At 62.8% G+C, this 25,839-nt stretch carries 18 protein-coding genes; 9 read left to right on the top strand and 9 right to left on the bottom strand.

From position 1 onward, the window contains the following. Positions 1-94: 94 nt before the first annotated feature. Positions 95-1,291, bottom strand: coding sequence for a DUF790 family protein (locus VJ464_11775; protein HKQ05804.1), 1,197 nt, complete (start codon positions 1,289-1,291; stop codon positions 95-97). 3 nt (positions 1,292-1,294) lie between these two features. Continuing rightward, positions 1,295-2,713, bottom strand: a complete 1,419-nt coding sequence (locus tag VJ464_11770; protein ID HKQ05803.1) for a DEAD/DEAH box helicase family protein — start codon at positions 2,711-2,713, stop codon at positions 1,295-1,297. Between the two features lie 134 nt (positions 2,714-2,847). Here VJ464_11770 and VJ464_11765 point away from each other — a divergent pair, with 134 nt between their 5' ends. The 3 genes from VJ464_11765 to VJ464_11755 are packed head-to-tail and all read left to right on the top strand — an operon-like array spanning position 2,848 to position 4,790. Then, a complete protein-coding gene (locus VJ464_11765; GenBank protein ID HKQ05802.1) occupies positions 2,848-3,027 on the top strand; it encodes a DNA gyrase inhibitor YacG in 180 nt (59 codons plus the stop codon). Positions 3,028-3,075: 48 nt separating this feature from the next. Beyond that, the gene (locus VJ464_11760) at positions 3,076-3,684 is read left to right on the top strand and encodes a TlpA disulfide reductase family protein (GenBank protein HKQ05801.1); all 609 of its coding nucleotides are present in this window, start codon (positions 3,076-3,078) and stop codon (positions 3,682-3,684) included. A gap of 20 nt (positions 3,685-3,704) precedes the next feature. Continuing rightward, positions 3,705-4,790 (top strand): DUF3810 family protein, encoded by a 1,086-nt coding sequence (locus VJ464_11755; GenBank protein ID HKQ05800.1) that lies wholly within the window; start codon positions 3,705-3,707, stop codon positions 4,788-4,790. 1 nt (position 4,791) lies between these two features. Here VJ464_11755 and VJ464_11750 read toward each other — a convergent pair whose 3' ends face one another. Together VJ464_11750 and VJ464_11745 are read right to left on the bottom strand one after the other, a co-directional pair. Further along, positions 4,792-5,043, bottom strand: a complete 252-nt coding sequence (locus VJ464_11750) for a hypothetical protein (GenBank protein ID HKQ05799.1) — start codon at positions 5,041-5,043, stop codon at positions 4,792-4,794. A 39-nt stretch (positions 5,044-5,082) separates the two neighbouring features. Continuing rightward, positions 5,083-5,898, bottom strand: coding sequence for a molybdopterin-binding protein (locus tag VJ464_11745; protein HKQ05798.1), 816 nt, complete (start codon positions 5,896-5,898; stop codon positions 5,083-5,085). Between the two features lie 275 nt (positions 5,899-6,173). Between VJ464_11745 and VJ464_11740 the strand changes: the two genes are divergently transcribed. Continuing rightward, the gene (locus tag VJ464_11740) at positions 6,174-6,530 is read left to right on the top strand and encodes a hypothetical protein (GenBank protein HKQ05797.1); all 357 of its coding nucleotides are present in this window, start codon (positions 6,174-6,176) and stop codon (positions 6,528-6,530) included. A 104-nt stretch (positions 6,531-6,634) separates the two neighbouring features. Here the strand turns inward: VJ464_11740 and VJ464_11735 are convergent, their stop codons facing one another. The 3 genes from VJ464_11735 to VJ464_11725 form a co-directional block, all read right to left on the bottom strand. Next, positions 6,635-8,098, bottom strand: coding sequence for a cation:dicarboxylase symporter family transporter (locus tag VJ464_11735; protein HKQ05796.1), 1,464 nt, complete (start codon positions 8,096-8,098; stop codon positions 6,635-6,637). A gap of 259 nt (positions 8,099-8,357) precedes the next feature. After that, positions 8,358-8,801, bottom strand: a complete 444-nt coding sequence (locus VJ464_11730) for a hypothetical protein (GenBank protein HKQ05795.1) — start codon at positions 8,799-8,801, stop codon at positions 8,358-8,360. A 262-nt stretch (positions 8,802-9,063) separates the two neighbouring features. Beyond that, entirely contained in the window at positions 9,064-9,606 is a 543-nt protein-coding gene (locus VJ464_11725; protein ID HKQ05794.1) for a hypothetical protein, read from the bottom strand. Between the two features lie 359 nt (positions 9,607-9,965). Here VJ464_11725 and VJ464_11720 point away from each other — a divergent pair, with 359 nt between their 5' ends. The 3 genes from VJ464_11720 (at position 9,966) to VJ464_11710 (ending at position 17,631) form a co-directional block, all read left to right on the top strand. Next, positions 9,966-11,246, top strand: a complete 1,281-nt coding sequence (locus VJ464_11720) for a Glu/Leu/Phe/Val dehydrogenase (GenBank protein HKQ05793.1) — start codon at positions 9,966-9,968, stop codon at positions 11,244-11,246. Between the two features lie 415 nt (positions 11,247-11,661). Further along, a complete protein-coding gene (locus VJ464_11715) occupies positions 11,662-14,157 on the top strand; it encodes an OmpA family protein (protein ID HKQ05792.1) in 2,496 nt (831 codons plus the stop codon). Positions 14,158-14,649: 492 nt separating this feature from the next. Further along, positions 14,650-17,631 (top strand): AMIN domain-containing protein, encoded by a 2,982-nt coding sequence (locus VJ464_11710; GenBank protein HKQ05791.1) that lies wholly within the window; start codon positions 14,650-14,652, stop codon positions 17,629-17,631. 87 nt (positions 17,632-17,718) lie between these two features. Here the strand turns inward: VJ464_11710 and VJ464_11705 are convergent, their stop codons facing one another. Both VJ464_11705 and VJ464_11700 read right to left on the bottom strand, forming a co-directional pair. Continuing rightward, positions 17,719-18,822 carry a serine hydrolase domain-containing protein gene (locus tag VJ464_11705; GenBank protein ID HKQ05790.1) on the bottom strand — a complete coding sequence of 368 codons (1,104 nt, stop codon included), beginning with the start codon at positions 18,820-18,822 and terminating at the stop codon, positions 17,719-17,721. A 112-nt stretch (positions 18,823-18,934) separates the two neighbouring features. Beyond that, positions 18,935-21,955 carry a pitrilysin family protein gene (locus VJ464_11700; protein ID HKQ05789.1) on the bottom strand — a complete coding sequence of 1,007 codons (3,021 nt, stop codon included), beginning with the start codon at positions 21,953-21,955 and terminating at the stop codon, positions 18,935-18,937. A gap of 179 nt (positions 21,956-22,134) precedes the next feature. Here VJ464_11700 and VJ464_11695 point away from each other — a divergent pair, with 179 nt between their 5' ends. Both VJ464_11695 and dacB read left to right on the top strand, forming a co-directional pair. Then, positions 22,135-23,934: an ABC transporter ATP-binding protein gene (locus VJ464_11695; GenBank protein ID HKQ05788.1), complete on the top strand. Its 1,800-nt coding sequence runs from the start codon at positions 22,135-22,137 to the stop codon at positions 23,932-23,934. A gap of 67 nt (positions 23,935-24,001) precedes the next feature. Beyond that, positions 24,002-25,759, top strand: coding sequence for a D-alanyl-D-alanine carboxypeptidase/D-alanyl-D-alanine-endopeptidase (gene dacB, locus VJ464_11690; protein HKQ05787.1), 1,758 nt, complete (start codon positions 24,002-24,004; stop codon positions 25,757-25,759). Positions 25,760-25,839 lie beyond the last annotated feature (80 nt).

The following is a 25,839-nucleotide window of genomic DNA, read 5'->3' as shown; positions in this document are numbered from 1 at the left end:
CCATTTACGCCAAAGCACGGATTGACTGACCGGCACTGTTTCGTACACCGGTAGACCTTATGGGATGGTTGGCAGGCACGCGCGCGGCGGTGGATTAGCCGAGCGCCTCAAGCGCCGCGCGGATGGCTGCGGGCGCGAGCGCGCTCTTGTAAGTGATGACGTTCGCCGGCAGGCTTAGAGGCTTGTCGCGGCTGCCGCGCAACTCTTCCGACACCGCCAGCAGGTAACGCGAAAAGCCGGCGCGCGCGAATTCCGCGACGCGCTCGTCGAGATGGCGCGGCGTCCAAAATCCGAGCAGCTCAAGATAGAAGACGCGGCCATCCTCATGGGTGATGATGAAATCGGGAATGAAGGCGCAGGCTCCCAGGTCAATCACCTCTTTGCCCGGACGGATCGCCCACTGGCTTTCAGATTTGGCCCAACCGGCCAACAGCTTCTCTTCAATCGCCGGCTTGTAAGAGATGTCGTCGAGATAGTGCGAGCGCAGATTGGTCGTGCGGCTGTCTAGCTCGAAGGTGACGCGCTTGCCCTGCTTCAAGACGATCTCCGCACGCATGCGCCAGCCCTGGCACAAGAGCAGCGCCGGCAGGAAGACGGCCATCTGAATGCCGTACTTCTGCGACTGATGAAACAGCGAAACGGGGCCGTCGAGCCGCACCTCGTAACCGCGTGACGGGCTGCCGGTGATGGTGTGAATCAGGCGATAGGCTTTGATGGCGTCGAAGATGCGGCGGAAGCCTGCGGCCATCTGCGGCTCGATGCGCAATCGCATCTCGGTGGCGCGATAAAAGAGCGCCTGCGCCTGCGCCAGATTATAGAGGTCGAGCAGCTCGCGGGCGCGCATCTCGTTGAAGCTCACGAGCCGCTGATTCTCGAACAGGTCGGCGAAGAGATTCGCCTCGACCGCTTCGACCGCGCAACGCAGCTCGGCGGCGGTTTCCTGAATCAGCCGTGTGCGCAACGCTTCGTTCGCCGTGACCGGGTGATGCAGCCGCGCCTTGGAAAATAGCGCGCGGCGAATCTCTGAAGGCAGTACAGGGCTCGCGGTTTCGAACTCGCAGGCGTCGAGCAGCAGCTTAATCAAGCCGCGCAGGATGCGGTAATCCGTGCCGTTGCCGACATATTCATCGAGCTCGCGGTCAAGCTCGGCGCGGCGCTCGCCCGCATGCTCGGCGAAGATGGCGATCAGGTCGCTGGCCATCTCCAGATAACTCTTATCCGCGGGGTTGATCGCGAAAGGTTCGACACGCCCGCCGCGGACGCGGCTCATTGCAAGATCAGAGGTCAGCATAACTCAATCGTACAAACCGCGGTCGGGCGACGAAGCGCGGCGGTTGCGCTCCTGGAATTGTTCAGCCGCGCCGCGCCTTCGGCTGATATGCTCTTCGGTGGTGCCGAGGGCGACGACTTCGTAAAGGATCGCCTCTTTGTCGGGCTGCTTGCGCAGGATGCGGCCCAGCCGTTGAATGTGCTCGCGCGACGAGCCGGAGCCCGACAGCACAATGGCGATGCCGGCGGCGGGAATGTCTACGCCTTCGTTCAGGACCTTCGAGGTGGCGAGCGCCAGCACGTCGCCGGCGTTGAATGCCGCGAGCCATTCGCGCCGCTCCTTGATCGGCGTTTCGTGGGTGATGGCCGGGATCAAGAAGCGCTCAGAGATGCGATAGACCATCTCGTTTTCAGCGGTGAAGATCAAGACGCGCTCGGCGCGGTGGCGCTCAAGCAGCTCGCCAAGCACACGCATCTTGGCGTCGGTGCCGAGCGCAATGCGCTTCGATTCGCGGTAAGCCTTCATGGCGCGGCGGCCTTCTTCGGAGCGGGCGCTCGCGGCAATAAATAACTGCCAGCCGCGCATGCCGCCCAGGTCAATGCGTTTGTCCTGCAAGAACTGGCGAAAAACGGCGCGCTCGCCTTCGTAAGCCGCGCGCTCGTCACTGGTCAGGTGCACGTTGATGCGGAGAATCTCGTAATCGGCAAGATACTCGCCCGCCAAATCCTGCGCCTGCTTCTTGAAGACAATCGGGCCGATCAACGCTTCGAGAAGCTGGTCTGCGCCGTCTTCGCGCTCAGGCGTCGCCGTCAACCCCAGGCGAAACGGCGCGATGGCCAGCTCCGCCGCGTAGCGGTAGACGCTGCCCGGCAGGTGGTGGCATTCATCAAAGATGATCAGGCCGAACTGATTGCCCATGCGCTCCATGAAACGAAATGCCGAGGCGTAGGTGGTGACGACAATCGCGCCTTTCTCAAAGTAGCCGCCGCCGATCAAGCCGATCTCTGCCTGAAAGCTCGACATCAGCAGGTTGTACCACTGGTTCATCAAGTCAATCGTCGGCACGATGACCAGCGTCGACCTCCCGGTCAGCTCAATCGCCATCTGCGCCAGAAAGGTCTTGCCCGCGCCCGTCGGCAGCACCACCACGCCGCGCCGCCCGGCCTGCTGCCATGCGTCGAGGGCTTCGCGCTGATAAGGGCGCGGCTCGATGTCGAGCCGTGAGCGAAAATCGAATTCCAGGTAATCGCGCGCCTCGTCGCGGTGCGGCAAGCGGCGGCGCGTCATCTCGGTGATCACCTGGCGGTAGCAGAGCGCCGGCGCGCGCCATCGCCGCACGCGCTCGTCCCATTTGAAGACCGCCGGTAGCGACGCGCTCTCGTCTGCGCCCTCAAGCACAATCGTGCCCGCGTCGAATTGGATGATGAGTTCGCCGGAGTTCATCGCAAGAAAAGCATTATAACAACTCTTCGTGGGGCGGGAATATCATCCGGCGAGCATGTTTCTTGCACTCTGCGCAGGCTGCGCCCGCGGCGCGTTTCGTTGTATGATGAACATGGTGAAGGGAGGCGTGAGCGATGAAGTGTCCGATTTGCGGCGAGCCGACGACCTGGAAAGGTAATCCCGACCGCCCGTTCTGCTCTGAACGTTGCCGCGTCATTGACCTCGGCAACTGGGCGTCGGAAGACTATCGCGTCGAGTTGCCGCTGAAAGACGTAGACGACAAAGCCGGCGACGCGCCGCGAGACAGAGAATAGCCATCCGTCGGCTGAGGTTTGTAGACTTCTCAGGTTGGAGTTGAATCAATGGCAGGGCAGGCGACATCACAGGGAAGCTTCTGGACGGCGGGCCGTATCATCGCCACCGGCGTCGTCGCAATCATGATCGCGACATTCGGCTACGTGCTGTTTTCCGGCCACCCGGAGGTCAAGACCGATGCGCGCATTGTCTTGCCGGGCACGCCTGTATCGTCGCCGCCTGCGCCGCCTGATTACGATGTGCGCACGCTCGACGGCACGGCGATCAAGCTGTCGGGTTATCAAGGCAAGGTGGTGGTAATGGATTTCTGGGCGACCTGGTGCCCGCCCTGCCGCCAGGAGGTGCCGCAGCTCACTCGCCTGCAAAAAGAGAATCAAGGGCGCGGCCTTGAAGTCGTCGGCCTGCACATCGATGATCGCGGGCGCTCGACGCCGGAAGCCATTCGCCGCTTCGTCAGCGACTTCGGCATCAACTACACCATCGGCATGGCGACCAACGACATGTTTACCGATTACCTGGGCAAAGAAGACGACACCATCCCGCAAACCCTGGTCTTCGACCGCCGGGGCCGTCTGGTCGAGCATCTCATCGGCTATGACTCGTCACACGCGCGCAAGCTCGACGAAGCCGTCAACCGCGCCCTGGCCGGCTCTTGAAAGCGCCCGGCAGTTCCGTCATGCGTCGCCCCAGGATTATCGCCGCCCTCAAGCCCGCTGTCGCAATCAAGGTCATTTTAATCACCCTTGCGCTCGCCTTGTTGCTGGTGTCGCTGCCGGCGCGCTTCGTCGAGCGATTTTATAGCAACGGCTTTTATTCCTTCTTACAACCTCTGCTTACGCCAGTCGCCAACCTCGTGCCCTTTGCGATTGTCGATCTGCTGCTGGTCAGCGCCATCCTGGGCTTGCCCGCATGGTGGATCGTGCGCTTAAGGCGGGCCGGCCGCGGCCGCAGGCGACGCGCCGCGGGACGGCTGGCCCTCGACACCCTGGCGCTCGCCTCTGTGGCTTTCATCACTTTTCAAATCCTCTGGGGCTTCAACTACGAGCGCGCGCCGCTTGCGGCAAAGCTCGACTTCGACCGCGCGCGGGTTTCGCCGCAGGCGCTCACAGAGCTGCGCCGCCAGGTCATCGAGCAGCTCAACGCCGAAGCCGGCGCGCGCCGATCAGACTGGCCGGACGAGGGCGCATGGCGCGAGCCTTTGCTTGCGGCGTTCAACCAGACGGTCGGCGAGCTTGGCAACCGGCGCGGCATCGCCGCGGGCCGCCCGAAGCGCACGCTGATGAATTTCTATCTGGCGGCGGCGGGCATCGAAGGCTTCGTCAATCCCTTCGGCCTCGAAGTCGTGCTGGAATCTTCCGTGCTGCCGTTTGAGAAGCCGTTTCTGTTGGCGCACGAGTGGGGCCACCTGGCAGGCTTTGCCGACGAGTCGGAAGCCAGTTTCGTCGGCTTGTTGGCTTGTCTACATTCAGACTCAAGCGCGATTCGATATGCCGGGTGGCTGGCGCTCTACCTCTATTTGCCCGACGACTCGAAAGGCGAAGCCGCACCGCTCGCTCCCGAAGTCGTTGCCGACTTGAAAGCCATCGCCGAACGCGAAGCGCGCCACCGCAACGCCACCATCAGCCAGGTACAGTGGAAAGTTTACGATCAATTCTTGAAAGCGAGCGGCGTCGAAGCCGGCGTGGCGAGTTACGGCATGATGGTGCGCCTGGTGCTGGGCACGCGCTTCGAGCCGGGATGGGTGCCGGCACGGCGGCAATGAATCAAGAATGGATTCGCCGCTGACGCTCCAGAAACCAGTCGCCGTCGGCGGTGCAGATGAGGTCGAGCTGCTGACCGTCTTCGGTGATGACGCGAAAGCGGCGCGTCGGCGCGGTGTCGGCAAGCGATTGCTCGATGGACGATGACAGCAAGCGCGCCACGGTGTGCGGGCGGCCTTCGATCAGCACGCGGCGCGGGCGTTCGTCGGCGCGGCTGCCGGCATAACATTCAACCTGAATCGCAATCCGCTGCATCGCTCCATGTTACGCTTGCGCCCGTGCGCCGAACAGCGGCTAAGGCTGGCGGTCAGTCTGTCGGATGCCGGCCTCGGCGAAGGCGCGGGACAGGTCTTCGCTGGCGGCGACGATCATGCGGTCGGCAGCTTCGCCGCTTTCGGCAGAGGCCGAGAGCGTGATGCGGAAGATGACTTCGCGCCCGAAGTGCGAGGCGCGCGATTTGATATAAACCTCTGGGTGCGCGGCGACCACCTCGCGCAAGGCCGGCGCGAGCCGCGATTCGTCGCCGCATTCGACCAGAACTTCGCGCTCGCGGTAGCTGCCGCGTCCGAACAGTTCTTTGAGCAAAGGTTGCAGCGGGCCTTCGACGATGGCCTTCAGCTCGGCAGGCACGCCCGGCAGCGCGACTGTGCGCGCCGCGCCCGCCATGACGACGACCGCCGGCGCCGCGCCGAGGGGATTGTTAATGATGCGCGCGCCCGCGGGCAGCCGTGCCATCTTCAGCCGCGCCTCGGTCATCGCCGCGCTGCTGACCTCCCCTTGCGCCGCAAGCTCTGCGTAACGCCGCTCGACAAAGGCGCGCGCCTCGGGGTTGATCTCGACCTGGCGACCGAGCGCCTGGGCGATGGCCGCAAGCGTCAAATCGTCGTCGGTCGGGCCGAGGCCGCCGCAGGTGAAGAGCAGGTCGGCGCGTCTTGCGAGCGCGGCGCGGATTTCGTCGGCGATGGCGTCCGCTTCGTCGCGCACGATGGCCACGTGGCGCACGCGCCCGCCCATGCCGCGCAGCATGCGGCACAGGTAATTCGAGTTCGTGTCCTGCACCATGCCAAGCAGCAATTCGTTGCCGATGACGACGATTTCGACGTTGAGCACGCGGCGATTATACAATGGGTGATGGGGGGATAGGTGATAAGTGTCAGGGGCTGGGTGTCGGGCGGCAGAGCGCAGATGTGGCAGCGTCTTAAACGTTGGTCCAAGCCCCAACACCCAACCCCTGACGCCTATCACCCAATTCGCAGGCATCTTTTCCGGCGCTTGGGGAGTCAAACCGATGGTAGGGCCGGACGTTCGGCTGTTATGGTTCGTGCGGCTCGCGTCCAGTTCGCCCTACCAAAATCCATTTCGCATCGGTTCGGAGGACAACGCAAATGAGAAAAACGAGCATGCTGCTGGGCGTCTCCATTGCGCTGCTGTCGCTGGCACTGACCGGCTGTCCCGAGCGTATACGCATCGGCGATATTCAAAACGATCCCGGTCGCTACTACAACAAAGAAGTGACCGTCGCCGGAAAGGTCGTGCGTTCGTATGGGGCACTCGGGCAGGGCGTCTACGAGATCGACGATGGCACAGGCACGCTTTGGGTGGCGACTGAGAAGTATGGGGTGCCGAGCAAAGACACTTACGTTGGCGTCACGGGACGGGTGATGCCCGGCGTCACCTGGAGCGGGCGCAACTATGGCAATGGGATGCACGAGACCCGCCGCCGCACGCGCGAAACCCGGTAGTCCGACGGGCGATCAAACACGAAGCGCACAGAGGCGGACTGGTGGCGGCCTTTGTGCGCTTGCGGTGTTTGTAGCCTGATATGCTTTGAAAACGTCTCTGCGGATCAAGCCTCCGAAACCAGAGCCTGCTGGCCGGTGACGGCCTCAAGCTCGCGCTCTTCAGCTTTCCATTCCTGATTGCGGAACGCGCCTTCCCAACGCGCAATCACCACGGTTGCCATGCAGTTGCCAACGACGTTGACCGCGGTGCGCGCCATGTCCATCAATTCATCCACGCCGAGGATGATGATAACGCCTTCGGCCGGCAGGTTGAACGAGTTCAAGGTGCCGAGCAGGATGACCAGCGACGCGCGCGGCACCCCGGCCACGCCTTTCGAAGTCAGCATCAGGGTCAATAGCATCGTGAGCTGTTGCCACCAGCTCAAATGCACGCCTGCCGCCTGCGCCACAAAGATCGAAGCCAGCGACAGGTAGAGGGTCGTGCCGTCGAGGTTGAAGCTGTAACCGGTCGGCAGCACGAATCCGACGATGCGGCGCGGCACGCCGAGCCGCTGCATGTTCTCCATCGCGCGCGGCAAGGCCGATTCCGATGAGGTGGTCGCGAAGGCAATCGTCGCCGGCTCGCGGACGGCGCGGAAGAAGTCTCTGAGCGGCACCTTGAAGATCAAGCCTACAGGCAGCAGCACCAGCAGCAGGAAGACAACCAGTGCGCCATAGAGCGTGCCAACCAGCATACCGAGATTCTTCAGCACCTCGATGCCGCTGTGACTGACGGTGTTGGCCATGGCCGCGCCGACGCCGATGGGCGCGAACTTCATGACGTATTCGGTAAAGCGAAACATGATGTCAGCGAGCGATTCGCACCAGTGGACGACCGCCTGGGCCTTTTCGCCGATGCTGGTCACCGCCAGCGCGAACAGCACCGAGAAGATAACGATTTGCAGCACGTCACCGTCGGCCATTGCTCGAATGATCGAAGCCGGCGCGAGGTGCGAGATGATGTCGCCGAAGCTCTGCGGCTTGGCGGGCGGGTCGGGCGCAGTCAAGCCGCTGGCGGCGGCCTGCGCCGCGTCGCCGGCGCGCTGGGCGGCGGTCGCCGCTTCGGCCGCCGCTTGCGTGGCGGCTTGCGGATTGGCTTGTGCCGAGGCGGCGGCGATACCGGCGCGCTGCGCCGCGTCGCTGGCTTCCTGGGCAAAGCTGCGAGCGCGCTCGGCCAGCACCGCTTTATTCTCCTCGCGGTGGACGCCGGCCAGCGAGACGCCTTCGCCGGGGCGCGTCAGGTTGACAGCGCCCAGGCCGATGAAGAGCGCGAAGGTCGTGACGATCTCAAAATAGAGCAGCGATTTGACGCCGATGCGCCCGACCTGTTTGATGTCGCCGGTGCCGGCGATGCCGATCACCAGCGTCGAGAAGATCAGCGGCGCGATGATCGATTTGATCAGGTTTAAGAACAGCAGCGACAGCGGTCGCACGGCAGCGCCCCACTCTTTGCTGAAATAGCCGAGGGCGATGCCGAGGATCAGGCCAATGAAGATCTTCCAGGTGAGCGAAATTTTCGGCAGTTTCATGCAGTCATAGCTCCGCCAGTTGTCCGCGTCGCGCGGCTGATGGTGATTGAATGGGTTTGCGGCGACTCCCCCAACAGCGCAAGGCTTATATCACAACGTCAGGAGCGAGGGAAGAGCGACGCGGAATGGCGACACGGTGACACGGCGACGCGGCGACGCGGGGAAGAGAAACCCGGCGATAGGGAGTGATGTCGTTCCCTCGCCGTGTCGCCGCGTCGCCGCGTCGTTTTCTTCCCTCTCCGCGTCGCCGTGTCGCAGACTATGACTCTTGTCCGATGTTGTTGGCAGTGACGGCGCGGCCTTGCTCGCCGTTGCCCTCGTCCGTGTCGCCACTCGACGACGAGTCTGGAGAGGACGAGCCTGACGAAGAGGCCGCCGTCGAAGGGGGGGCCTGGGCGCTGCCGTCGGGTTGTGATTGTGGCGTCGGCGGATTGAGGGTGCTGGCGAGCGCGTCTTCGTTCTGGGCGGTCTGCGCCGGCTTTTGCTGGGAGTGTGAAGCAGAGCTTGATGCGCCGAGTCCGAGCACTGAGCGGGCGTCAGAGCCGTCTTCGCCGCGGGCGCTGTCTAAGACCTGCGGCCAGGCGACGCGCGCCGTCTTGCGTTTGCCTTTCAAGCGGAACTCGATGCCGTTGTCGTCGAAAGAGACGATGAAGTTCTGGCCGTCAATGTCAACCTCGCGGTTGATAGGCTTGCTGAATTTCATGGAAAGATCCTCCTCACTAATCTCTGTCGAACACCCGGCCCGTCCCGAACCGCAATGTAAATGAAAATTGTATGGCGTGGCGGCGCTTTGCGCAACCGCCCACCGTTTCGTTGCTCAGGGTCTATTCATTCTCTGAAAGGAAGAGGCGTTCCCTTATAGAATGAGGTTGCTACACCAAATTCTAAGGCGGAACGCCCTGAGCACCAAAAGGGAAAAGGATGGGGAGGAATCAGGCCGCCGCGGCTACCGCGGCCCGGCAGCGTCAGTAGCCGCAAAAGTCCTCGGAGTAGTCTTCGATTAGGATCGGGTCACCGCTCGAGACATTGGGGACCGTGAATGTCAGGCACTCCGGGCTCTTATCCTGGCTGTTGTACACGAAGCAACTGCACGTGTAGTCGAAGTTGTAGAACGAGTACAGGTACATGATGCCGACGCTGACGCTCGCGCCCGGCGACGAGGTGAAGTAGGCGTACGGGTCCTGGCCGCTGAGGCCGACGCCCCCAACGGAACCGCCTGACAGGCTCAGAAAGTACGAGCCGTCGGCGCCGCATGTGCCCGACGAGTTGAAGACGATCTGCCCGGACGAGTTGTTCTGAACCGTGATCTCGACCATGTTGTACGCCGGCAGCCACCAGATCGCGCGGTTGCCCGGCGAGCCGTTATAAACCAACCGGCGGCATCCCGCCTCGGCAGTCGGTACAACGGGGTTGCTGCGGAGCGGGATAGCGGACAAGGCCAGTAGCGCAGCGCACACGATTGTGGCCGCGACGAAGGGTCGGATTCTCGCAAAGGATTTGATTCTCATATTTCCTCCAATGAAGTTGTTTTCTGAGTCGATTACAGTAAGAGATACTGTTGAGGCGTAAAAGAGTACTACTGAGATGTAATAAAAGTAAATAGACAGATGAAAAGCTTAAGGTCTATTCATTTTCGGCGAAACGGCCCAAAGCGGAATCGCTGCTAGCTTGTAACTTATTAAGCCGCCGTTAGGGCTCTCATTTGATTTCCGAGAATGAATAGACCCTGTGAATAGACCCCGCTTCGTTGCCACCGCCGCCGCGGTTGGCTATAATCGCCTATCAGTGAATGGTTCGCCTTGTTGAGTCGGCAGCCAAGTGCATTCCGTCTGCACGCCAAATTGAAACGCCACACCGGAGGATGTCGATGCCAAGCCCTTTCGTAGACGACGCCAGAGAGTTCAAAGAAGATAATCCCTTCGAATCCATGATGGAGCGCTTTGACGAAGCCGCCCATCGCCTCGACCTCGATCCCAACATCTACACGATCCTGCGCTGGCCGTCGCGCGAGATCACCCTGCACATTCCGGTGCTGATGGACGATGGCAACTATCAGGTCTTCACCGGCTACCGCGTGCAGCACAACTTCGCGCGCGGCCCGGCCAAAGGCGGCATCCGCTACTCGCCCGACGTGTCGCTTGACGAAGTGCGGGCGCTGGCGGCATGGATGACCTGGAAGTGCGCGGTCGTCAACATCCCCTTCGGCGGCGCCAAAGGCGGCATCATCTGCGACCCGCGCGAGATGAGCCCCGGCGAGCTTGAGCGCATGACGCGCCGCTACGCCTCGGACCTCATGGACTTCATCGGGCCGGAGCGCGACGTGCCGGCGCCCGACATGAACACCAACGAACAGACCATGGCATGGATCATGGACACCTATTCCATGCACGTGCGGCACACGGTGACGGCGGTGGTCACCGGCAAACCGGTCGAGCTGGGGGGCTCGCGCGGGCGGCGCGAGGCGACGGGTCGCGGCTTGCTCTTCGTCTGTAACGAAGCCTGCAAGAAATTCAGCCTCGCCTATGCCGATACGCGGGTCATCATTCAGGGAGCGGGCAACGTCGGCGGCACCGCGGCGCTGCTGATGCACCAGGAAGGCTATAAAGTCATCGGCATTGGCGACATCACCGGGGCGCTCTACAACCCGCAGGGGCTCGACGTGCCGGGCGTCCTCAAATATCTCAAGGAGAACAAGACGGTCGAGGATTACCGCGAGGCCGAACACCTCGGCAACGCCGAGCTGCTCGAACGCGAGTGCGAGATTTTGATGCCGGCGGCGACCGAAAACGTCATCACGGCGCAGAACGCCGACCGCATCAAATGCCGCATCCTGGCCGAAGGCGCCAACGGCCCGACGACGGCCGCCGCCGATGAGATCGTCGCCGCCCAGAACATCTTCGTCATCCCCGATATTTTGGCCAACGCCGGCGGCGTCACGGTGAGCTATTTCGAGTGGGTGCAGGATCGCATGGGCTACTTCTGGAACGAGCAGACGGTCAATGACCGCTTGCTCGAAATTATGGTGGCGAGCTTCAACGACGTCGTGCGGATCGCCGAAAAGTATCAAGTGAATACACGGCTGGCGGCTTATATGCTGGCCATTGACCGGGTCGCCTACGACACCCGGCTGCGCGGCATTTACGCCTGATGGGTATTGGGTGCCGGGTGTCAGGTGTCGGGGGTTGCAATGCTGATTTCTCCAGCCCTAACACCCGACACCCGACACCCAACCCGCAGCGGCTTGTAGCCCGCAAGACGGCCAGGAAAAACATAATTTTGTGTTGACCGGCAGGCAGTTTGCGAGTATAGATATAGGTGCAATAGATAAGTACCCAAGCTGGTATTTGCTAAATTGTACGCTCACGAGTTTGACGGCCTCGCAGGAAAGGCCGCAAATGGACGCTCACATTTCGTATCTTCATCCTAATCCCCGAGGCTTCAATTAGGGGGGCAACATCATCTCCCGTAGTTTTGGAGGCGATCCAAATTTCGAACCGCATTCCGTGGATGAATACTTCAGGAGGCAAACAATGAAAGCGGCTAGACAGATTAGCATGCTTGTCATGATCACAGTTCTTTTTCTCGCGCTGGCGTCGCTGACGCTGGCCCAGGATCATCATGACGGCAATCTGGCCGAGCGGCAGAAAGCGCCTACAGTGCTCGGCGGCACGGGGTTGTTCAACACCTTTTCGACACGCACGCTGTGCAAAGGCGAGTTCAACTTCGCTCTTTTCTGGAATAACTTTGATCGCGATCCCGGCGATATCGACGTCAATCAGGTGCCTTTCAACTTCACGATTGGCTTAACCAACCGCTGGGAAGTCTGGGTCGATTGGGTGACCTGGCAGAACACCACGTCGCGCCAGCCGTTCCTGTTGAGCGGCTACCAGTACAACGCGGCGCACTTCTTCGGCGATCCGTTTACCATATTCGGCCCGCCGGTCGGCGGCAAGGAAGGCCCGGCGGCCTTCTTCCCCGGCACCGGCTCGCTGGTTGGCGGAATCCTTCCGGCGCTTGGGCGCTTCGGTACGCCGATTGACTTCCCGCAGAGCGTCTTCTCGCCGGGCGGCGCCAATAACAAAGCGGTGCGCGGCCTCGGCCCGCTGTTTTCGACCATCTACCCGAGCTACAGCCCTGAGTTCCCATTCTTCGGCGAAGTCGACTTCCAGGGTTTTGATTCGCTCGGGCGCCCGGTCTTCGGGCCGCGTGAGTCGTCAAACGGCAGCGGTGATATTTTCGCCGGCACCAAAGTCAGCTTGATCGATGCCAACAAGCACTGGTTCAGCATGGCGCTGGGCGGCTACCTGAAGATTCCCATCTCCAGCAGCGACAGCGCGCGGGCGCGTGGCCGCACGAGCGGCGAATACGAATTCGGGCCGTTCCTGGCCTTCGGTCAGGAGTCGGGCGCCAAGCGCTTCCGGCTCTACGAAAACATCGGCTACATTCACACCACAGACCCGCGCGACCACGATGTGAAGTACCTCGACCTGCCCGACAAGTTGTTGTTCAACGTCGGCACGGGCATCGGGCTGGGCTCACACGTCGAGCTGGTCGGCGAACTCCTGCATACCATGTTTGTCGGCAGCAGCACGCCGCGGCTGATCGAGAACAACCCGTGGGAGATGAACATCGGCCTGCGCTTCTTCTTCAAGGATGGGCGGATTTCGTTCGGCGGCGGCTATCGCCGTTTGCTGAACAACGAAGACGAGCGGACGATCCCGGTCTTCCAGTCGAAGACGATCTTCGTGCAGCCGCCGTTCTTCATCATCAACCCGCTCTTCAGCACCGTGGATCGGACGTTCGGTTCGGAAGGCGAAAACGGCTTTGTCGCCTACTTCAACATCGGCTCACGCCGTCCTTGCCCGCCGCCGCCGGCGCCGACCTGCGTGCTGGCGCCTTCGGCGACGACGGTGAATCGCGGCGAGCGGCTGACCTTGACGACGACGCCGACGACGCCGGGCTACACCAACGACAAGGTGACCTACGAGTATCGCTGGGAAGTCAAAGACGCGACGGGCCGCCCTGTGACCGTCAGCGGCACGGGCGCGTCGGTTGACGTGGCGACGACCGGGATTCCGTGCGGTCGCTACACGGCGACGACGACGGTGACGGCGACCGTTCCGGCGGTTGACTGCCCGAGCAATTGTGTCACCACCGGACAGACCACCTGCACGGTCGGCTTCGAGATCACCGAGCCGCCGTGTCCGACAGTCACCTGCGACATCACGGCGTCCCCGACAAGCGTTAACGAAGGCGACCGCATCACGCTGCGCGCCAACGCCACGGGCGCTGAGGGCGCGACCTTCACCTGGTCGGTGAGCGGCGGCGGCACGCTGTCGTCAACGACCGGTAGCGAAGTCACGCTCGACACGACCGGCCTCAATATCCCGATGGCGGGTTCTGGAGGAACGCCCAATAGCGTCTCCATCACCGTGTCGGTCAACGTCGGCACCTCGCGCACGCGCTGCGACCAGCCGTGTCCGGGTGGCAGTTGCTCGACGACCGTGACCGTGACCGGCGGCGTCAATAAGATCATTCCGCCGATCTCGCCGTGCGGGCCGATCTTCTTCCCGTTCAACTCGGCTCGCATCAACAACGAGCACAAGGCGTGTCTTGACGAGATCGCCCTGCGCTTACAGCAAGACCCGCGCGCCGCGCTGTTGATTGACGGTCACCGCGACACGTCAGAGCGCGTCGGCATCTCGCTCACGCGCGCCAACAACGCCCGCGACTATCTGGTCAACGAGAAGGGTGTTGACACGGCACGCATCACCGTGCGCAACTTCGGCGATACCTGTCCGCACGAATCGGGTGACCCGAACCTCAACCGCAGGGTTGAGTTCTGGATCATTCCTGAAGGCAGCAGTGCGGCGCAGGTTGATGCTTTGAAGAAGTGTGGTGCGGGCGCCTCGCCGCGCGTCATCACCGACGAGACGCCGGCGGTCTCAGACGACAAGAAGCGACCGACCCGGCGCACGCCGCGTCGTCGCCGTCCGCGTCGTCCCGGCGAGCCCATCGAGATGATGGCGCAACCGGAAGCGCCGACCACCAACAACTAACCTGAATGCTTCACGCACTCAGCCCGACAACGGGGCGGTCTTCGGATCGCCCCGTTTCGCTTTTTATGTGCCCGGGAGCGCCGGCTGGAAATCTGCCGGCGTTCAGAATATCGCTCTCATGGGAAGCGGCCTTCCCCGTGCGGGTAATTGACTCGCCGTTTTTTTCCGGTATATTCAGCGAGGCGATGTGTGGCGCATTGCCATAACCGTCGCGCCACCGCCGCCATTGACCATTGCCGCTCACCGATAAAGGCGTCCTGTAGCCACGCGCTCAGGCTGCAAAGCCGCACAAACGGCGGCTGCCGAAGTGAGGCATTCATTTCAGGCTCAGGCGTTCGCTCGCACGACTCGAAGCTCGCTCCGAATATGCACGATTCGTGAAGACCGCCGCACGACAGCGGCCCTCACACGGTTGCCCGTGTCTGCCCGCAGCAGAGAGCTTGCGGGGCGTGACGATGAATGCGGGCGGCAACAGCTTGCAGGAGACCACCTATGAGAATCGTATTGAAAATCAGCGCCCTTGCCCTCGCGCTGCTCTTGATGGCTAGCGTCGCCTGGTCACAAAGCACTAACCAGTTCGGCAACATCGCCGAGCGCCAGCGCACCTCGACCGTGCTTGGCGGCACTGGTCTCTTCAATACCTTTTCGACGCGCACGCTCTACAAAGGCGAATTCAACTTCGCGCTCTTCTGGAATAATTTCGACCGCGGCCCCGGCGCTATAGACATCAATCAAGTGCCGTTCAACATCACTGTCGGTCTCACAGATCGATGGGAGCTGTGGGTAGACTGGGTGACCTGGCAGCAAACAACTTCGCGCCAGCCCTTTCTGCTGAGCGGCTATCAATACAATGCCGTGCGCCAGTTCGGCAGCCCGTTCGACTTGCTCGGCCCGGCGGTCGGCGGTCGCAACGGCGGCGCGGCCTTCTTCCCCGGCACCGGCTCGCTCGTAGGCGGCATACTGCCGGCGCTCGGGCGCTTCGGTCTTCCGTCAGGCACGGCGACTCCGAGCGGCTTACCCTCGCCTGCGGGCCCGGGTGGCCCGCCTGCCGTCGGCCTCGGCCCCGCCTTTGTCGCCAGCCAGCCGAATTATTTCAATGACCTGCCGATGTTCGGCGTCGTTGACTTTCTCGGCTTTGATTCCTTAGGCCGCCCGGTGCTGGGGCCACGCGAATCAACCAATGGCACGGGCGACGTGTACGCCGGCAGCAAGTTCAACCTGATCGATCCGAACCGCCACTGGTTCAGCCTGGCGCTCGGCGGTTATGTGAAGTTTCCGATCTCGCGTAGCGACGACGCGCGGGCGCGCGGCCGCACCAGCGGCGAATTTGAATACGGCCCGATGCTCATCCTCGGCCAGGAGTTTCTCAACCACCGCCTGCGCTTCTATGAAAACGTCGGCTACATTCACACCAATGACATTCATCAGCGCGGCGTCAAAGTCTTAGACTTGCGCGACAAGCTGCAACTCAACGTCGGCGGCGCGCTGGCCATCAACAAGTACATCGAGCTGGTCGGCGAGCTGGCCGGCACGGTCTATGTCGGCAGCGGCACGCCGAGCCTGCAACAGAGCGACCCGTTAGATTTGAACATTGGCGCGCGCTTCTTCCTGCGCGATGGCACGATTGCTTTCGGCGGCGCGTATCGGCGGCAACTGAACGGCGTCGACAGCAATCGCCTGTTCGACGCGCTCGAATGCGCGGAGGTGGTGGTAGAGCCGCCGCCCGACGATTGCCATCATAAAGATAGCGGCGTGCATGCGACGTGCGGCGATTGCGGCTGCCCGCCGCCCCCGCCGCCGACGAAGAAGGTCGAATGCAAGCAGAAGCAGGTGCGCTTCAATCGCGGCAGCCAGAACGGCTTTGTCGGCTTCTTCTCGGTCGGCACGCGCAAAGGCTGTCCGCCGCCGCCGGTGCCGGTCTGTGTGATCGATACCTCTGGACGCACGGTGACGCGCGGCGACCGGCTGACGCTGACGGTCAAGCCGTCAACGCCCGGCTATCCCGATTCGCAGATCGCTTACGATTACCGCTGGGAGATTCACGACGGTCGCGGCAACTCCGTATCAGTCAACGGCACCGGGCCTGTGGTCGAAGTCCCGACCGGCGGGCTCGATTGCGGCAGCTACACGGCGATGGCGACGGTGATTGCGACCGCCCGCGGCGTCGAGCATCCCGACTGCCCCGACCGCACCGCCCAGTCGAATTGCTCTGTGGCTTTTGAGATCACCGAAGCGCCCTGCCCGAACATCACCTGCAACATCATCGCTTCAAACACTAACGTCACCGAAGGCGACCGCATTACGCTGCGGGCTACGGGGACGGGCGACAGTAACTTCAGCTACAACTGGACGACGACCGGCGGCAGGCTGTCCGCGACCACGGGCCGCGAAGTGACGCTCAATACTACGGGCGTCATCGGCCCGCTGACCGTCACCGTGCGCCTGGTGCCCGACCGCACACGCTGCGGCGAGCGGTGTCCGGGCGGCAGTTGCTCGCTGACGATCACGACGCGCGAAGTGCCGCCGCCGCGCGAACGGCCCAGACCGCTCGTCCCCTGCGGGCCGATCTTCTTCCTCTTCAACTCGGCGCGCATCAACAACGAGCACAAGGCGTGTCTCGACGAAGTCGCCATCCAGTTGCAGCAAGACCCGCGCAGCAGCGTCGTCATTGACGGCCACCGCGATGCGGCAGAGCGCGTCGGCATCTCGCTGACGCGCGCCAACAACGCCCGCGATTACCTGGTGACCGAGAAGGGCATTGACGCGGCGCGCATCACGGTACGCAACTTCGGCGACACCTGTCCCTTCCCGAACCGCGATCCTAAGCTGAACGGTCGCGTTGAATTCTGGGTTCTTCCCGAAGGCGCGACCATTGAAGACATAAACGCGGTGAAGAAGTGCGCCAACGGTTCGTCGCCACGCGTCATCACCGGCGAGCAGCCGGCCCCCTCAACACCGCAGCGGCGCACCCCGCGACGGCGCGGCAGACCCGAACCGCTGGCCGGCGCCGATGATGAAGAGGAGGCCGAGCCCGCCAGCGCGCCGCCCGCGCAGACTTACGTGCAGGCGCAAGCGCCCGCTCAAGTCAGGCCGCCTGCCAGCGCGCCTTCACCTACGGACGCCGCGTTGAACCGAGCCACTGTCGTGCGCGCCGTCAACGCACAGGTTGTTGATGGCGGCCTGCGCATCACCATCAGCACCGATGGCGCGGCGCAATATCAGGACTTCACGCTGGCCAACCCGGCGCGCATTGTGATTGACCTTACGGGCGTGCGATGGGCCGGCGGCAGCTTGATGACGAAGCCGGCGGCGGGCCTGGTCGAGCGCATCCGCGTTGGCGAGCCGCAAGCCGGCACCGTGCGCATCGTCCTCGACATGAAATCGCAGGTCGGCTATCGCATCAGCCGCAATGGCTCTGTCATCGTCATCACCATTGGCGAGCGGGCCATCGCCGCGACTGCCGCCAGCGAGTAAACCGGCAACCATCACTGCAAGCCTCCTGGAAGGGGCGGCCCGCGGGCCGCCCCAATTTTTTCGATTGAGAGATTGGCAGGTTGGGCTTTACTGCTGCGCTTGCGGCGCTAGCAGGATGTCGGCGATCTGGCGGGAGAGTTTGTTGAGGCTGCCGCCGACATCTTCCATGTTGGCCATCACGACGACGGCGAGGCCCTTTTCGGGAATCATGTAGAGGTAGGTGCTGACGCGCTGCTGCGCGCCGCCGTGCGACACGTCCTTCAAGCCATTATGCGCGCCGATCTGCCAGCCCAGCCCGTAAGTGGTCTCATTGCCGTTGCGGGTCTTTTGCCTCGTCCACATCTGTGCCAGCGTTTCCGGCTTCACCAGCACCCCTGTCTGCACCGCAATGGCGAATCGCGCCAGGTCTTCTACGGTCGAGCAGAAACCGCCGCCGGGTATCTTATAACTCGTGTCGGCAAGCCCGGAGTTGCGCAAAGTGCCGTCCGCCGCTTTGACATAACCCTGAGCGCGGTTCGGGATGATCTCGGCCACTTCATCAACCCGCATGCGATTCATGCCGGCGGGCGTGAAAATTTTAGCGCGCACATAATCAGCGAACTTCATGCCGGAAGCGCCTTCAACGGCGCAGCCCAGCACCGTGTAGCCGTGCGTCGTGTAGGCGTACTTGGTGCCCGGCTCGAACAGCAGCGGCTCATCTTTGAACATCTCCAATCCTTCGGCGACGCTGTTGAAGTGGCGCGTGCTGGCAAATTCGGCGTCGCTCTTGTAATGCCGCACGCCGGCCAGATGCCCCAACAATAGCCGCGCCGTGACCGGCCACTGCTTCTGCGGGAAGGCCGGGCAGTAAGTCTGAATCGGCGCGTCGAGATTTAATTTGCCCTGCTCGGCCAGTTGCATGACGGCGATGGCGGTGATCGTCTTCGAGATCGAGCCGAGGCGGTAAACCGTTCCGGTTTTCGCCGGCACATAGTTTTCAATGTCGGCCAGCCCATAGCCCTGCGAGCCGCGCAGCTTGTGATCGGTGACCACGGCGAGCGATAGACCGGGGATGCTCTGCTGCGACATGACGGCGGTGATCTCTTTGTCGATCTTTTCGAGCTTATCCGCGGGCAGCGTCTGTGCCGCCGCCGGAACGCAGGCCAGAAGCAGGATGCATAGCACGACACGCAGGGCGAATGGTCGGATCATCAGAAGCCTCCTGATTGTGAGTGAGTCGGTTTATGGATGTACGGGCACGCGACGGCACCGCGAGAGCGGCCATCATATATCACGCAGGGTGGGGGTTTCCAGGTGCAAAAACTTATGGCTGTTTCGCGGCGGGCGCGGCCATGCCATGCAGGATACCGAAAGCCGCCGGCGGCTTGAGATAAGCCGAAGCCGCGTGCCGTGCGTCATCACTCGTTACCTTTTCGAGCTGGCCCGCTAGCGCGTCAACGTCGGCAGGCTGCCGCAAATAGACGGCGGCCCGCGCATATTCCAGCGCCCGCGCCGACGGTTGCTGCAAGCGCGCAAGGCTGATCGTTTCGGCGACAAGGCGGGCGCTGATCGCTTCTTCCGTAGTCAACCCTTCGCGCGCCAGCCGTGTCAGCTCGGCAAGCAACGCGGCGCGCGCTTTGGCTTCGCTTGCGGCATCGCTCACCAGTTGCGCGTAGAGACTGCCGGCGACAAACTGGGCGTCATAATCAAACGCCGCGGCGAGCGCCAGTCCTTGCCGGTCACGCAACTCCTGAAGCAATCGCCCGCCTTCGCCATTCATCGCGGCCTTCAACAACTCGATGGCCGGCAAGTCTTTGCTATCGGCTTTCGGGCCGCTGAAGCCTGTGGCCGTGCTCGCCTGTTCGCGCCGGCGTGATTCCGCGCGCTCTGCCGGCTGCGGCTGCGGCACCTTGACCTGCAAGGCTTTCTCGATCTCGCGCCGGCGGAAGCCTTCGGCCAGTTGCGAGGCGACCAGCGCCGAGCCATTGGTGTCGCCGATGATGAACGCCTGCGGCAGTTGTCGCTTGACGGCGCGCTCGTGCAGGGCGCGCAATTCTTCGCTTGTAGCTTTGGCTACAACCGCCTCGAGCCCGTGCGACGGCAGCCCGTAAGCGTGGCCGGCCCACATCGCCTGCCGCAACAGCTCGCGCGCCTGCGCCTCGGCAGTGTCGCGAAGGCTGCGTTGCGCGCCCATCTGTAGGAGCCGCGCCGGTTGAATGTCTTTGTCTCTGAAGGCCGGTTCTTCGATCACGTCGCGCAGCAGCTTTAAAGCGCGGTCGGCATTGCGCGACGGCACGCTCAACAGGTAGCCGAAAAAGTCCGGCTGGTTGACGACCTCGATCTCGGCTCCCAACTGGTCCCACTCGTTGGCGAGCTGTGGGGCCAACCGTCGCGGCGTGCCCATCAGCATGCCGCGCAGCATCAGCTCGGTCGTGCCACTGGTCGCTTCGTCTTCAATCACGCGCCCGCCTTGAAACAACAGGGCGATGGTGACCAGCGGCAACGAATGATCTTCGCGCACGAAGGCGCGCGGGCCGTTGAGCGTCGAGTAGTCTTTGACTGCGACCGGCAATAGCGACTCCGACATCGCCTGCTGTTCGGCGGTGGCTTCCGCACCTTGCGTGATGACAGCGAGCCCAGAGGCGGCGTCGGCGGCGCGCGGTTTGATCGCTTCAGCCGCTTGCGCCAGGCCCGAAACCCACGTCGCCACGGTTGTCGCAAAGCTCGTCGCGTCAAAGGTGCGCGGCGCAGCCGATATCGGCTCATACTCATGCAGCGCCATGTTGGCCGCCGTCAGGTAGCGGGCCGCCAGACGCTGCACCTCTTCGGCGCGCACGGCGCGCAGCCGCGCCCGGTAATCATTGGCGTCGCGCAGGCTGAGCTTTGCCGCTTCAAGCTCGGCAAACAGGGCGGCGCGCGAGCTGTAGCTTTCGCTACGATTCAGCAGTTGCTTTTCGGCGACGGCGCGGGCGCGCGCCATCTCGCCTTCGCCGGGAACTTCGCGCCGCGCCTGATCGAGCTCTTGCAGCAGCAGCGCCTCGGCGCGGTCGAGCAGCGTTGCGCCTTTGGCGTCGCTCGCCACTTGCATTTGAATGGCGAGCAAGCCGTCGTCTGCGACCGGCAAATAATTGGCCACCACCCGCGTCACCAGCATCTGGCTATCGAGCAGCGAGCGCCGCAGTCGCGCGGCGCGGCCCTGGCCGAGCATCGCCGCCAACAGTTCGAGCGCCGCGCGCTCAGGGGCGCTCGCGCCCGGCACGCGAAAGCCGACCGTGACGATGGTTTGATTAATGTCGCCGCGCTCTTCTCTATAACGCAGCTTCCCCGGTTCGTCCGCAATCGTGGCCCGAGTGTCAGGCGCGAGGGGCTGCGGTGCCAGACGACTGTTCGGGTTCGGCGACAAATTCTTTGTTTGCGTTGTCGGGGTCGCTGCTTTGGCCGGCTGCGCCGAAGGCGGCGCAAACAGCCCGTAGAGTTTTTGAATCTCGATCAGCGCGTTGAAGGTGATGACGTCGCCGACCACCGTGAGCGTCAATCGTTCGGGGCGGTAATGCGTCCGGTAAAACTCAAGCAGCTGGTCGCGGGTGAGCGCGCGCAAGGCTTCGACGTTTGCGGCGCGATCAAGACCGGCGGGCGTGCCGGCGTAGGCCAGATTGATCAAGCGGGCCAGCGCCGTGGCCGACGCATCGTCACTGATTAAAGAGTAAGGTTGATTACTGAAAGTCGAAACGGCGCTTGATCGTCCGTCGTCGAGCAGCAAGCCTGCGCGCCACTTCTCTTCGGCGATGACCAGCGGAATCTCGCGCCGCATGGCATCGCCGTCGAGCGCCGGATTGATCAGCAAGTCGCTTTGAATGCTGAGCGCCTCGGCCATTTTGCTGGCCGGGGCAGTGACGGAATAATCCGCAGTCGCATAAGACAGGCTGGTGTCGAGGATGCCGCCGACGGCGCGCAATTCTTCAAGGGCTTTGGGCCGCAGCGTCGTGCCCTTCAGCACGCAGCGTTGCAGAAGGCGCGCAATGCCGGTTTCAGCCTCCGGCTCCTGACCCGCGCCCGCCGCGAAACTGGCTTCCAGAGCCACAAGCGGGGTCGAGTGCAATTCCTTAATGATGACGGTGACGCCGTTTTGTAGAACGAAGCGTGAAGCGCTGCCGACTTGCTCCTGTTTGACGACGACCGCGGCAGCGGGAATCTTTACAGGCTCAGCCGGCGTCGTGCTGGTGCCCGGCGTCGTCGGCACGCGGGGCCGCGTCCGCCCGCTCTGCGCGGCGGCGAGGCCGGCGAGCGAAGTCAGAATTAACGTGATGCTGGACACACAGACGAGAAATGATTTCAAACGACGCACCGGGTTACTCCTTCTTTGATGGCTACTGAAAATGATAGGGGCGCGATTCGCGCAACGTCAACGCAGATGTGCCGCCGAGCCTTTGACGCCGCGCGCCATTCAGCTTGCTTGATTGCCGAAGCCATGGCGTGTGTGCTTGAATCTGATAAGGACGCTTCATCTGCTGACCGCGAGGTTGGATGGAGAAAAAGGTTCGCATCACCCAATTGCTGCGCCCGCACTGGCCGGCGCTTGTGCTTGCTTTCATCGCTGTTCTCGGCGAAACGCTCACAGACCTGCTGGAGCCCTGGCCGCTGAAAGTCGTCCTCGATAACGTCATCGGCAACAAAGCGCTGCCGCACTGGATGCAGGGCTACGTCGTCTCGTGGCTCGGCACAGACAAGACCGCCGTTCTGCATTTTGCCATCGCCGCGGTCATCACCATCGCGCTGGTCGGCGCGGTCAGCTCGTATGCCGAGAAATACCTGACGACCAGCGTCGGCCAGTGGGTGATGCATGATTTGCGCACCACGCTCTACCACCACATCCAGCGATTGTCGCTCGCCTATCACGATCAGAAGAAGACGGGTGATTTAATCAGCCGCGTCACCAGCGACATCGGCGCGGTGCAGGATTTCATCTCCTCGGCGTTGCTCGGCATGATCGTCAACGTGCTGACGCTGGTCGGCATGCTCGGCGTGATGTTTTATGTCAACTGGCATTTCACGCTGATCGCGCTGTCGGTCGCCCCTTTGCTCTTCCTGGTCGTCTACAGCTTCACGCGCCGCATCAAACGGGCGGCGCGCGAGGTGCGCAAGAAAGAAGGCGAGGTGGTCTCGGTGGTGCAGGAATCGCTCGCCTCGATCCGCGTCATTCAAGCCTTTGCCCGCGAAGATTTCGAGGTCAAACGCTTCGAGCAGGAGAGCCTGGAAAGCGTCGAAACGGCACTGCGCGCCCGCGCGATGAAAGCCCGGCTGACGCCCATCGTCGAAGTCATCACCGCCGCAGGCACCTGCCTGGTGCTGTGGTACGGCGCGCGGTTGGTGCTTGCGGGCGAGATGTCCGCCGGCTCGCTGCTCGTCTTCTTCCTCTACCTCGGCAAGATGTACAAGCCGATGCGCGACCTGTCGAAGATGACTGACACCTTGTCGAAGACCGCCGTCGGCTTCGAGCGCATCAAAGAAGTTTTGGAAACCGAGCGCGACGTGAAAAACCTGGCCGGGGCGCGCCGCGCGCCGCCGTTCAAAGGACGGATTGAATTCAACCACGTTTTCTTCGGCTATTCGGAGGAGCAGTTGATCCTGCGCGACCTGAGCTTGCAGATCGAGCCGGGGCAAGTCGCGGCGCTGGTCGGGCCGACGGGAGCGGGCAAGAGCACGGTGGTCAGCCTGGTGGCGCGCTTTTATGACCCGCTGGCCGGGCAGGTGCGCATTGATGGGCGCGACGTGCGCGGCTATAAACTGAAATCGCTGCGCCAGCAGATCAGTTTCGTTTTGCAGGAGAACTTACTTTTCCGCGCGCCGATCTGGCAGAACATCGCTTACGGCAAACCGCAGGCGAAACGTGAGGAGATCGTGCGCGCCGCCCATCTGGCGAACGCCGACGAGTTCATCAACCGGCTGCCCGAAGGCTATAACACGATGGTCGGTGAGCGCGGCGTGACCCTATCCGGCGGACAGCGGCAGCGGCTGGCCATTGCGCGAGCCATCATTCGCCATTCGCCGATCTTGATTTTGGATGAGCCGACTTCGGGACTCGACGCGGCATCGGAAGAGTTGGTCTTTGAGGCGCTCAACCGGCTGATGGAGAACAAGACCTGCATCGTCATCGCCCACCGCCTGGCGACCATCCGGCGGGCCGACGTCATCTTTGTCATAGACGGCGGGCGCGTCGTCGAGCGCGGCAAGCATGACGAACTGATGGCGCGCGGCGGCCTCTACGCGCAGTTATACGAGATTCAATTCAAAGACGAAGCCCCGGTCGAAGTGCTGCCCGGCTGACATTGCGTTTTCCGCGGCGCGCGCTGTATGGTCTCGTAGATCGATGCTCGGGATGAATCTGACGACTATGATTAAAGACACAATGCTCAAGCGCCGGCTGGCGCGGGCGCTGGCTCTGTGGCTGGCGCTGTTTCCAGGCTTTGCGGCGGCGGCCATCGCACAGAGCGCCGCGCCGCAGACTTCGCAAGCCGCCACACCACAGCCGCAGACCGATACGCTCGACGCGCTGGTTGCGCGCCTGGGCGCGCATCTGGCGCAGCCGCGATTTGCGCCCGCCGCCTGGGGCGTCAAGATCGTTTCGCTCGATACCGGCAAGACCTTGTTCGAGCACAACCCGCAGAAGTACTTCAACCCGGCATCGAACGCCAAGCTCTACACGACGGCGCTGGCGCTCGACCGCCTGGGCGCGGATTATCGCATTCGCACGTCGCTTTATTCGACGGCGCGGCCCGATGCGTCGGGGACGCTCAAGGGCGACCTGATCGTTTATGGGCGCGGCGATCCGACCATGGCCGCGAGCCTCAACGGCGGCGATTACTTCAAGCCGCTTGAGCCGCTGGTTGACCGGCTGGCCGTCGCCGGCGTGCGGCGCGTCGAAGGCGACCTGATCGGTGATGAAAGCTACTTCCACAGCCCGGCGATTGGCTCCGGCTGGGAGTGGGACGATCTACAGGAATACTATGGCGCTGAAGCGTCGGCGCTCAACATCAACGACAACGCGCTTGATCTCTTCGTTAAGCCCGGCGAGCGCCCCGGCCAGCCATGCCGCATAACGACCGGCCCGCCGTCGAGCTGGCTGACGATCATCAACCGCACAGAGACCGCGGCGAAAGACTCGGAAGGCCGCATCATGGTTTACCGCCCGGTCGGCGAGAACATCGTCTATGTTTCGGGGCGGCTGCCAATTGGTGGCAAAGATTACAGAGGCTCGGTGGCGGTCCATAATCCGGCGGGGCTGTTTGTCGCGCAGCTTAAAGAGGCGCTCTTGCGGCGCGGCATCACGGTGGCGGGCCGGACGCGGACGATTGATTGGAAGTACCGCGAAGTCACGCCGGTTGATTGGGCGAAATGGATCGAGCTCGGCTTCGTCGAATCGCCGCCGCTCAGAGAGATCGTGCGCGCCACCTTGAAGCCCTCACAGAACCTCTACGCACAGTTGCTGCTCTTGCAGGTCGGCGCGTTGCGCGACGCGGAGACGCGGGGACACGGCGAGGCGGGGACAGGACAAGGGCGAGGGAGCGGGGCGGAGAATGGGACAAGGCGAGAAGAGGCGCAAAGCTCCGTCCCTGTCGCCGCGTCGCCGCGTCTCCCCGTCACCGCGTCGTCCGTTCCCCGGCGCACCACCGAAGAGATGGGCGCCGAAGCGTTGCAGAACTTCCTGACGGCGGCGGGCGTCAAGCAGGGTGACGTGCTGCTCGAAGAAGGCTCAGGGCTGTCGCGCCGTGACATCATCACGCCGAATGCCACGGTCGCGCTGCTCAGCTTTATGAGCCGTCATCGCTTCGCCGAAGATTATCGCAACGGCCTGCCGATAGCCGGGGTGGATGGAACCTTACAAAATCGCATGAAGGGAACAGCGGCGGCGGGCAACGCCAGGGCCAAGACCGGGACGCTGCGTTACGTCTATGCGCTCTCCGGGTACGTGACGACGGCAGCCGGCGAGCATCTGGCGTTTTCAATCATGCTCAATAACTATTACAACGCCGAGCGCGCGGCCGTTCCGGCCACAGCGGCCGCCGCTTCAGCGCCGCGCATTCCCGCTCCGCGCGAAGACGTCGACGCCATTGTCGTGATGCTCGCAGGCTTCAGCGGCAGGAGCCAGTAGACAGGAGGCAGGAGGCAGGAGGCAGGAGGCAGGAGGCAGCCAACACATCAGTACAAAAACTGAAGGCAGCGGGCAATGAT

The organism is Blastocatellia bacterium (genome assembly GCA_035275065.1).
Classification (GTDB): Bacteria; Acidobacteriota; Blastocatellia; order UBA7656; family UBA7656; genus DATENM01.
Note: the sequence above shows the minus strand (reverse complement) of the source record. Positions and strands in the feature narration are given on the sequence as shown.

Coding starts and splice junctions, on each gene's coding strand:
- VJ464_11775 (HKQ05804.1), bottom strand. CDS start 1,291: ATGCTGACCTCTGATCTTGCAATGAGCCGCGTCCGCGGCGGGCGTGTC.
- VJ464_11770 (HKQ05803.1), bottom strand. CDS start 2,713: ATGAACTCCGGCGAACTCATCATCCAATTCGACGCGGGCACGATTGTG.
- VJ464_11765 (HKQ05802.1), top strand. CDS start 2,848: ATGAAGTGTCCGATTTGCGGCGAGCCGACGACCTGGAAAGGTAATCCC.
- VJ464_11760 (HKQ05801.1), top strand. CDS start 3,076: ATGGCAGGGCAGGCGACATCACAGGGAAGCTTCTGGACGGCGGGCCGT.
- VJ464_11755 (HKQ05800.1), top strand. CDS start 3,705: ATGCGTCGCCCCAGGATTATCGCCGCCCTCAAGCCCGCTGTCGCAATC.
- VJ464_11750 (HKQ05799.1), bottom strand. CDS start 5,043: ATGCAGCGGATTGCGATTCAGGTTGAATGTTATGCCGGCAGCCGCGCC.
- VJ464_11740 (HKQ05797.1), top strand. CDS start 6,174: ATGAGAAAAACGAGCATGCTGCTGGGCGTCTCCATTGCGCTGCTGTCG.
- VJ464_11735 (HKQ05796.1), bottom strand. CDS start 8,098: ATGAAACTGCCGAAAATTTCGCTCACCTGGAAGATCTTCATTGGCCTG.
- VJ464_11730 (HKQ05795.1), bottom strand. CDS start 8,801: ATGAAATTCAGCAAGCCTATCAACCGCGAGGTTGACATTGACGGCCAG.
- VJ464_11725 (HKQ05794.1), bottom strand. CDS start 9,606: ATGAGAATCAAATCCTTTGCGAGAATCCGACCCTTCGTCGCGGCCACA.
- VJ464_11720 (HKQ05793.1), top strand. CDS start 9,966: ATGCCAAGCCCTTTCGTAGACGACGCCAGAGAGTTCAAAGAAGATAAT.
- VJ464_11715 (HKQ05792.1), top strand. CDS start 11,662: ATGATCACAGTTCTTTTTCTCGCGCTGGCGTCGCTGACGCTGGCCCAG.
- VJ464_11710 (HKQ05791.1), top strand. CDS start 14,650: ATGAGAATCGTATTGAAAATCAGCGCCCTTGCCCTCGCGCTGCTCTTG.
- VJ464_11705 (HKQ05790.1), bottom strand. CDS start 18,822: ATGATCCGACCATTCGCCCTGCGTGTCGTGCTATGCATCCTGCTTCTG.
- VJ464_11695 (HKQ05788.1), top strand. CDS start 22,135: ATGGAGAAAAAGGTTCGCATCACCCAATTGCTGCGCCCGCACTGGCCG.
- dacB (HKQ05787.1), top strand. CDS start 24,002: ATGATTAAAGACACAATGCTCAAGCGCCGGCTGGCGCGGGCGCTGGCT.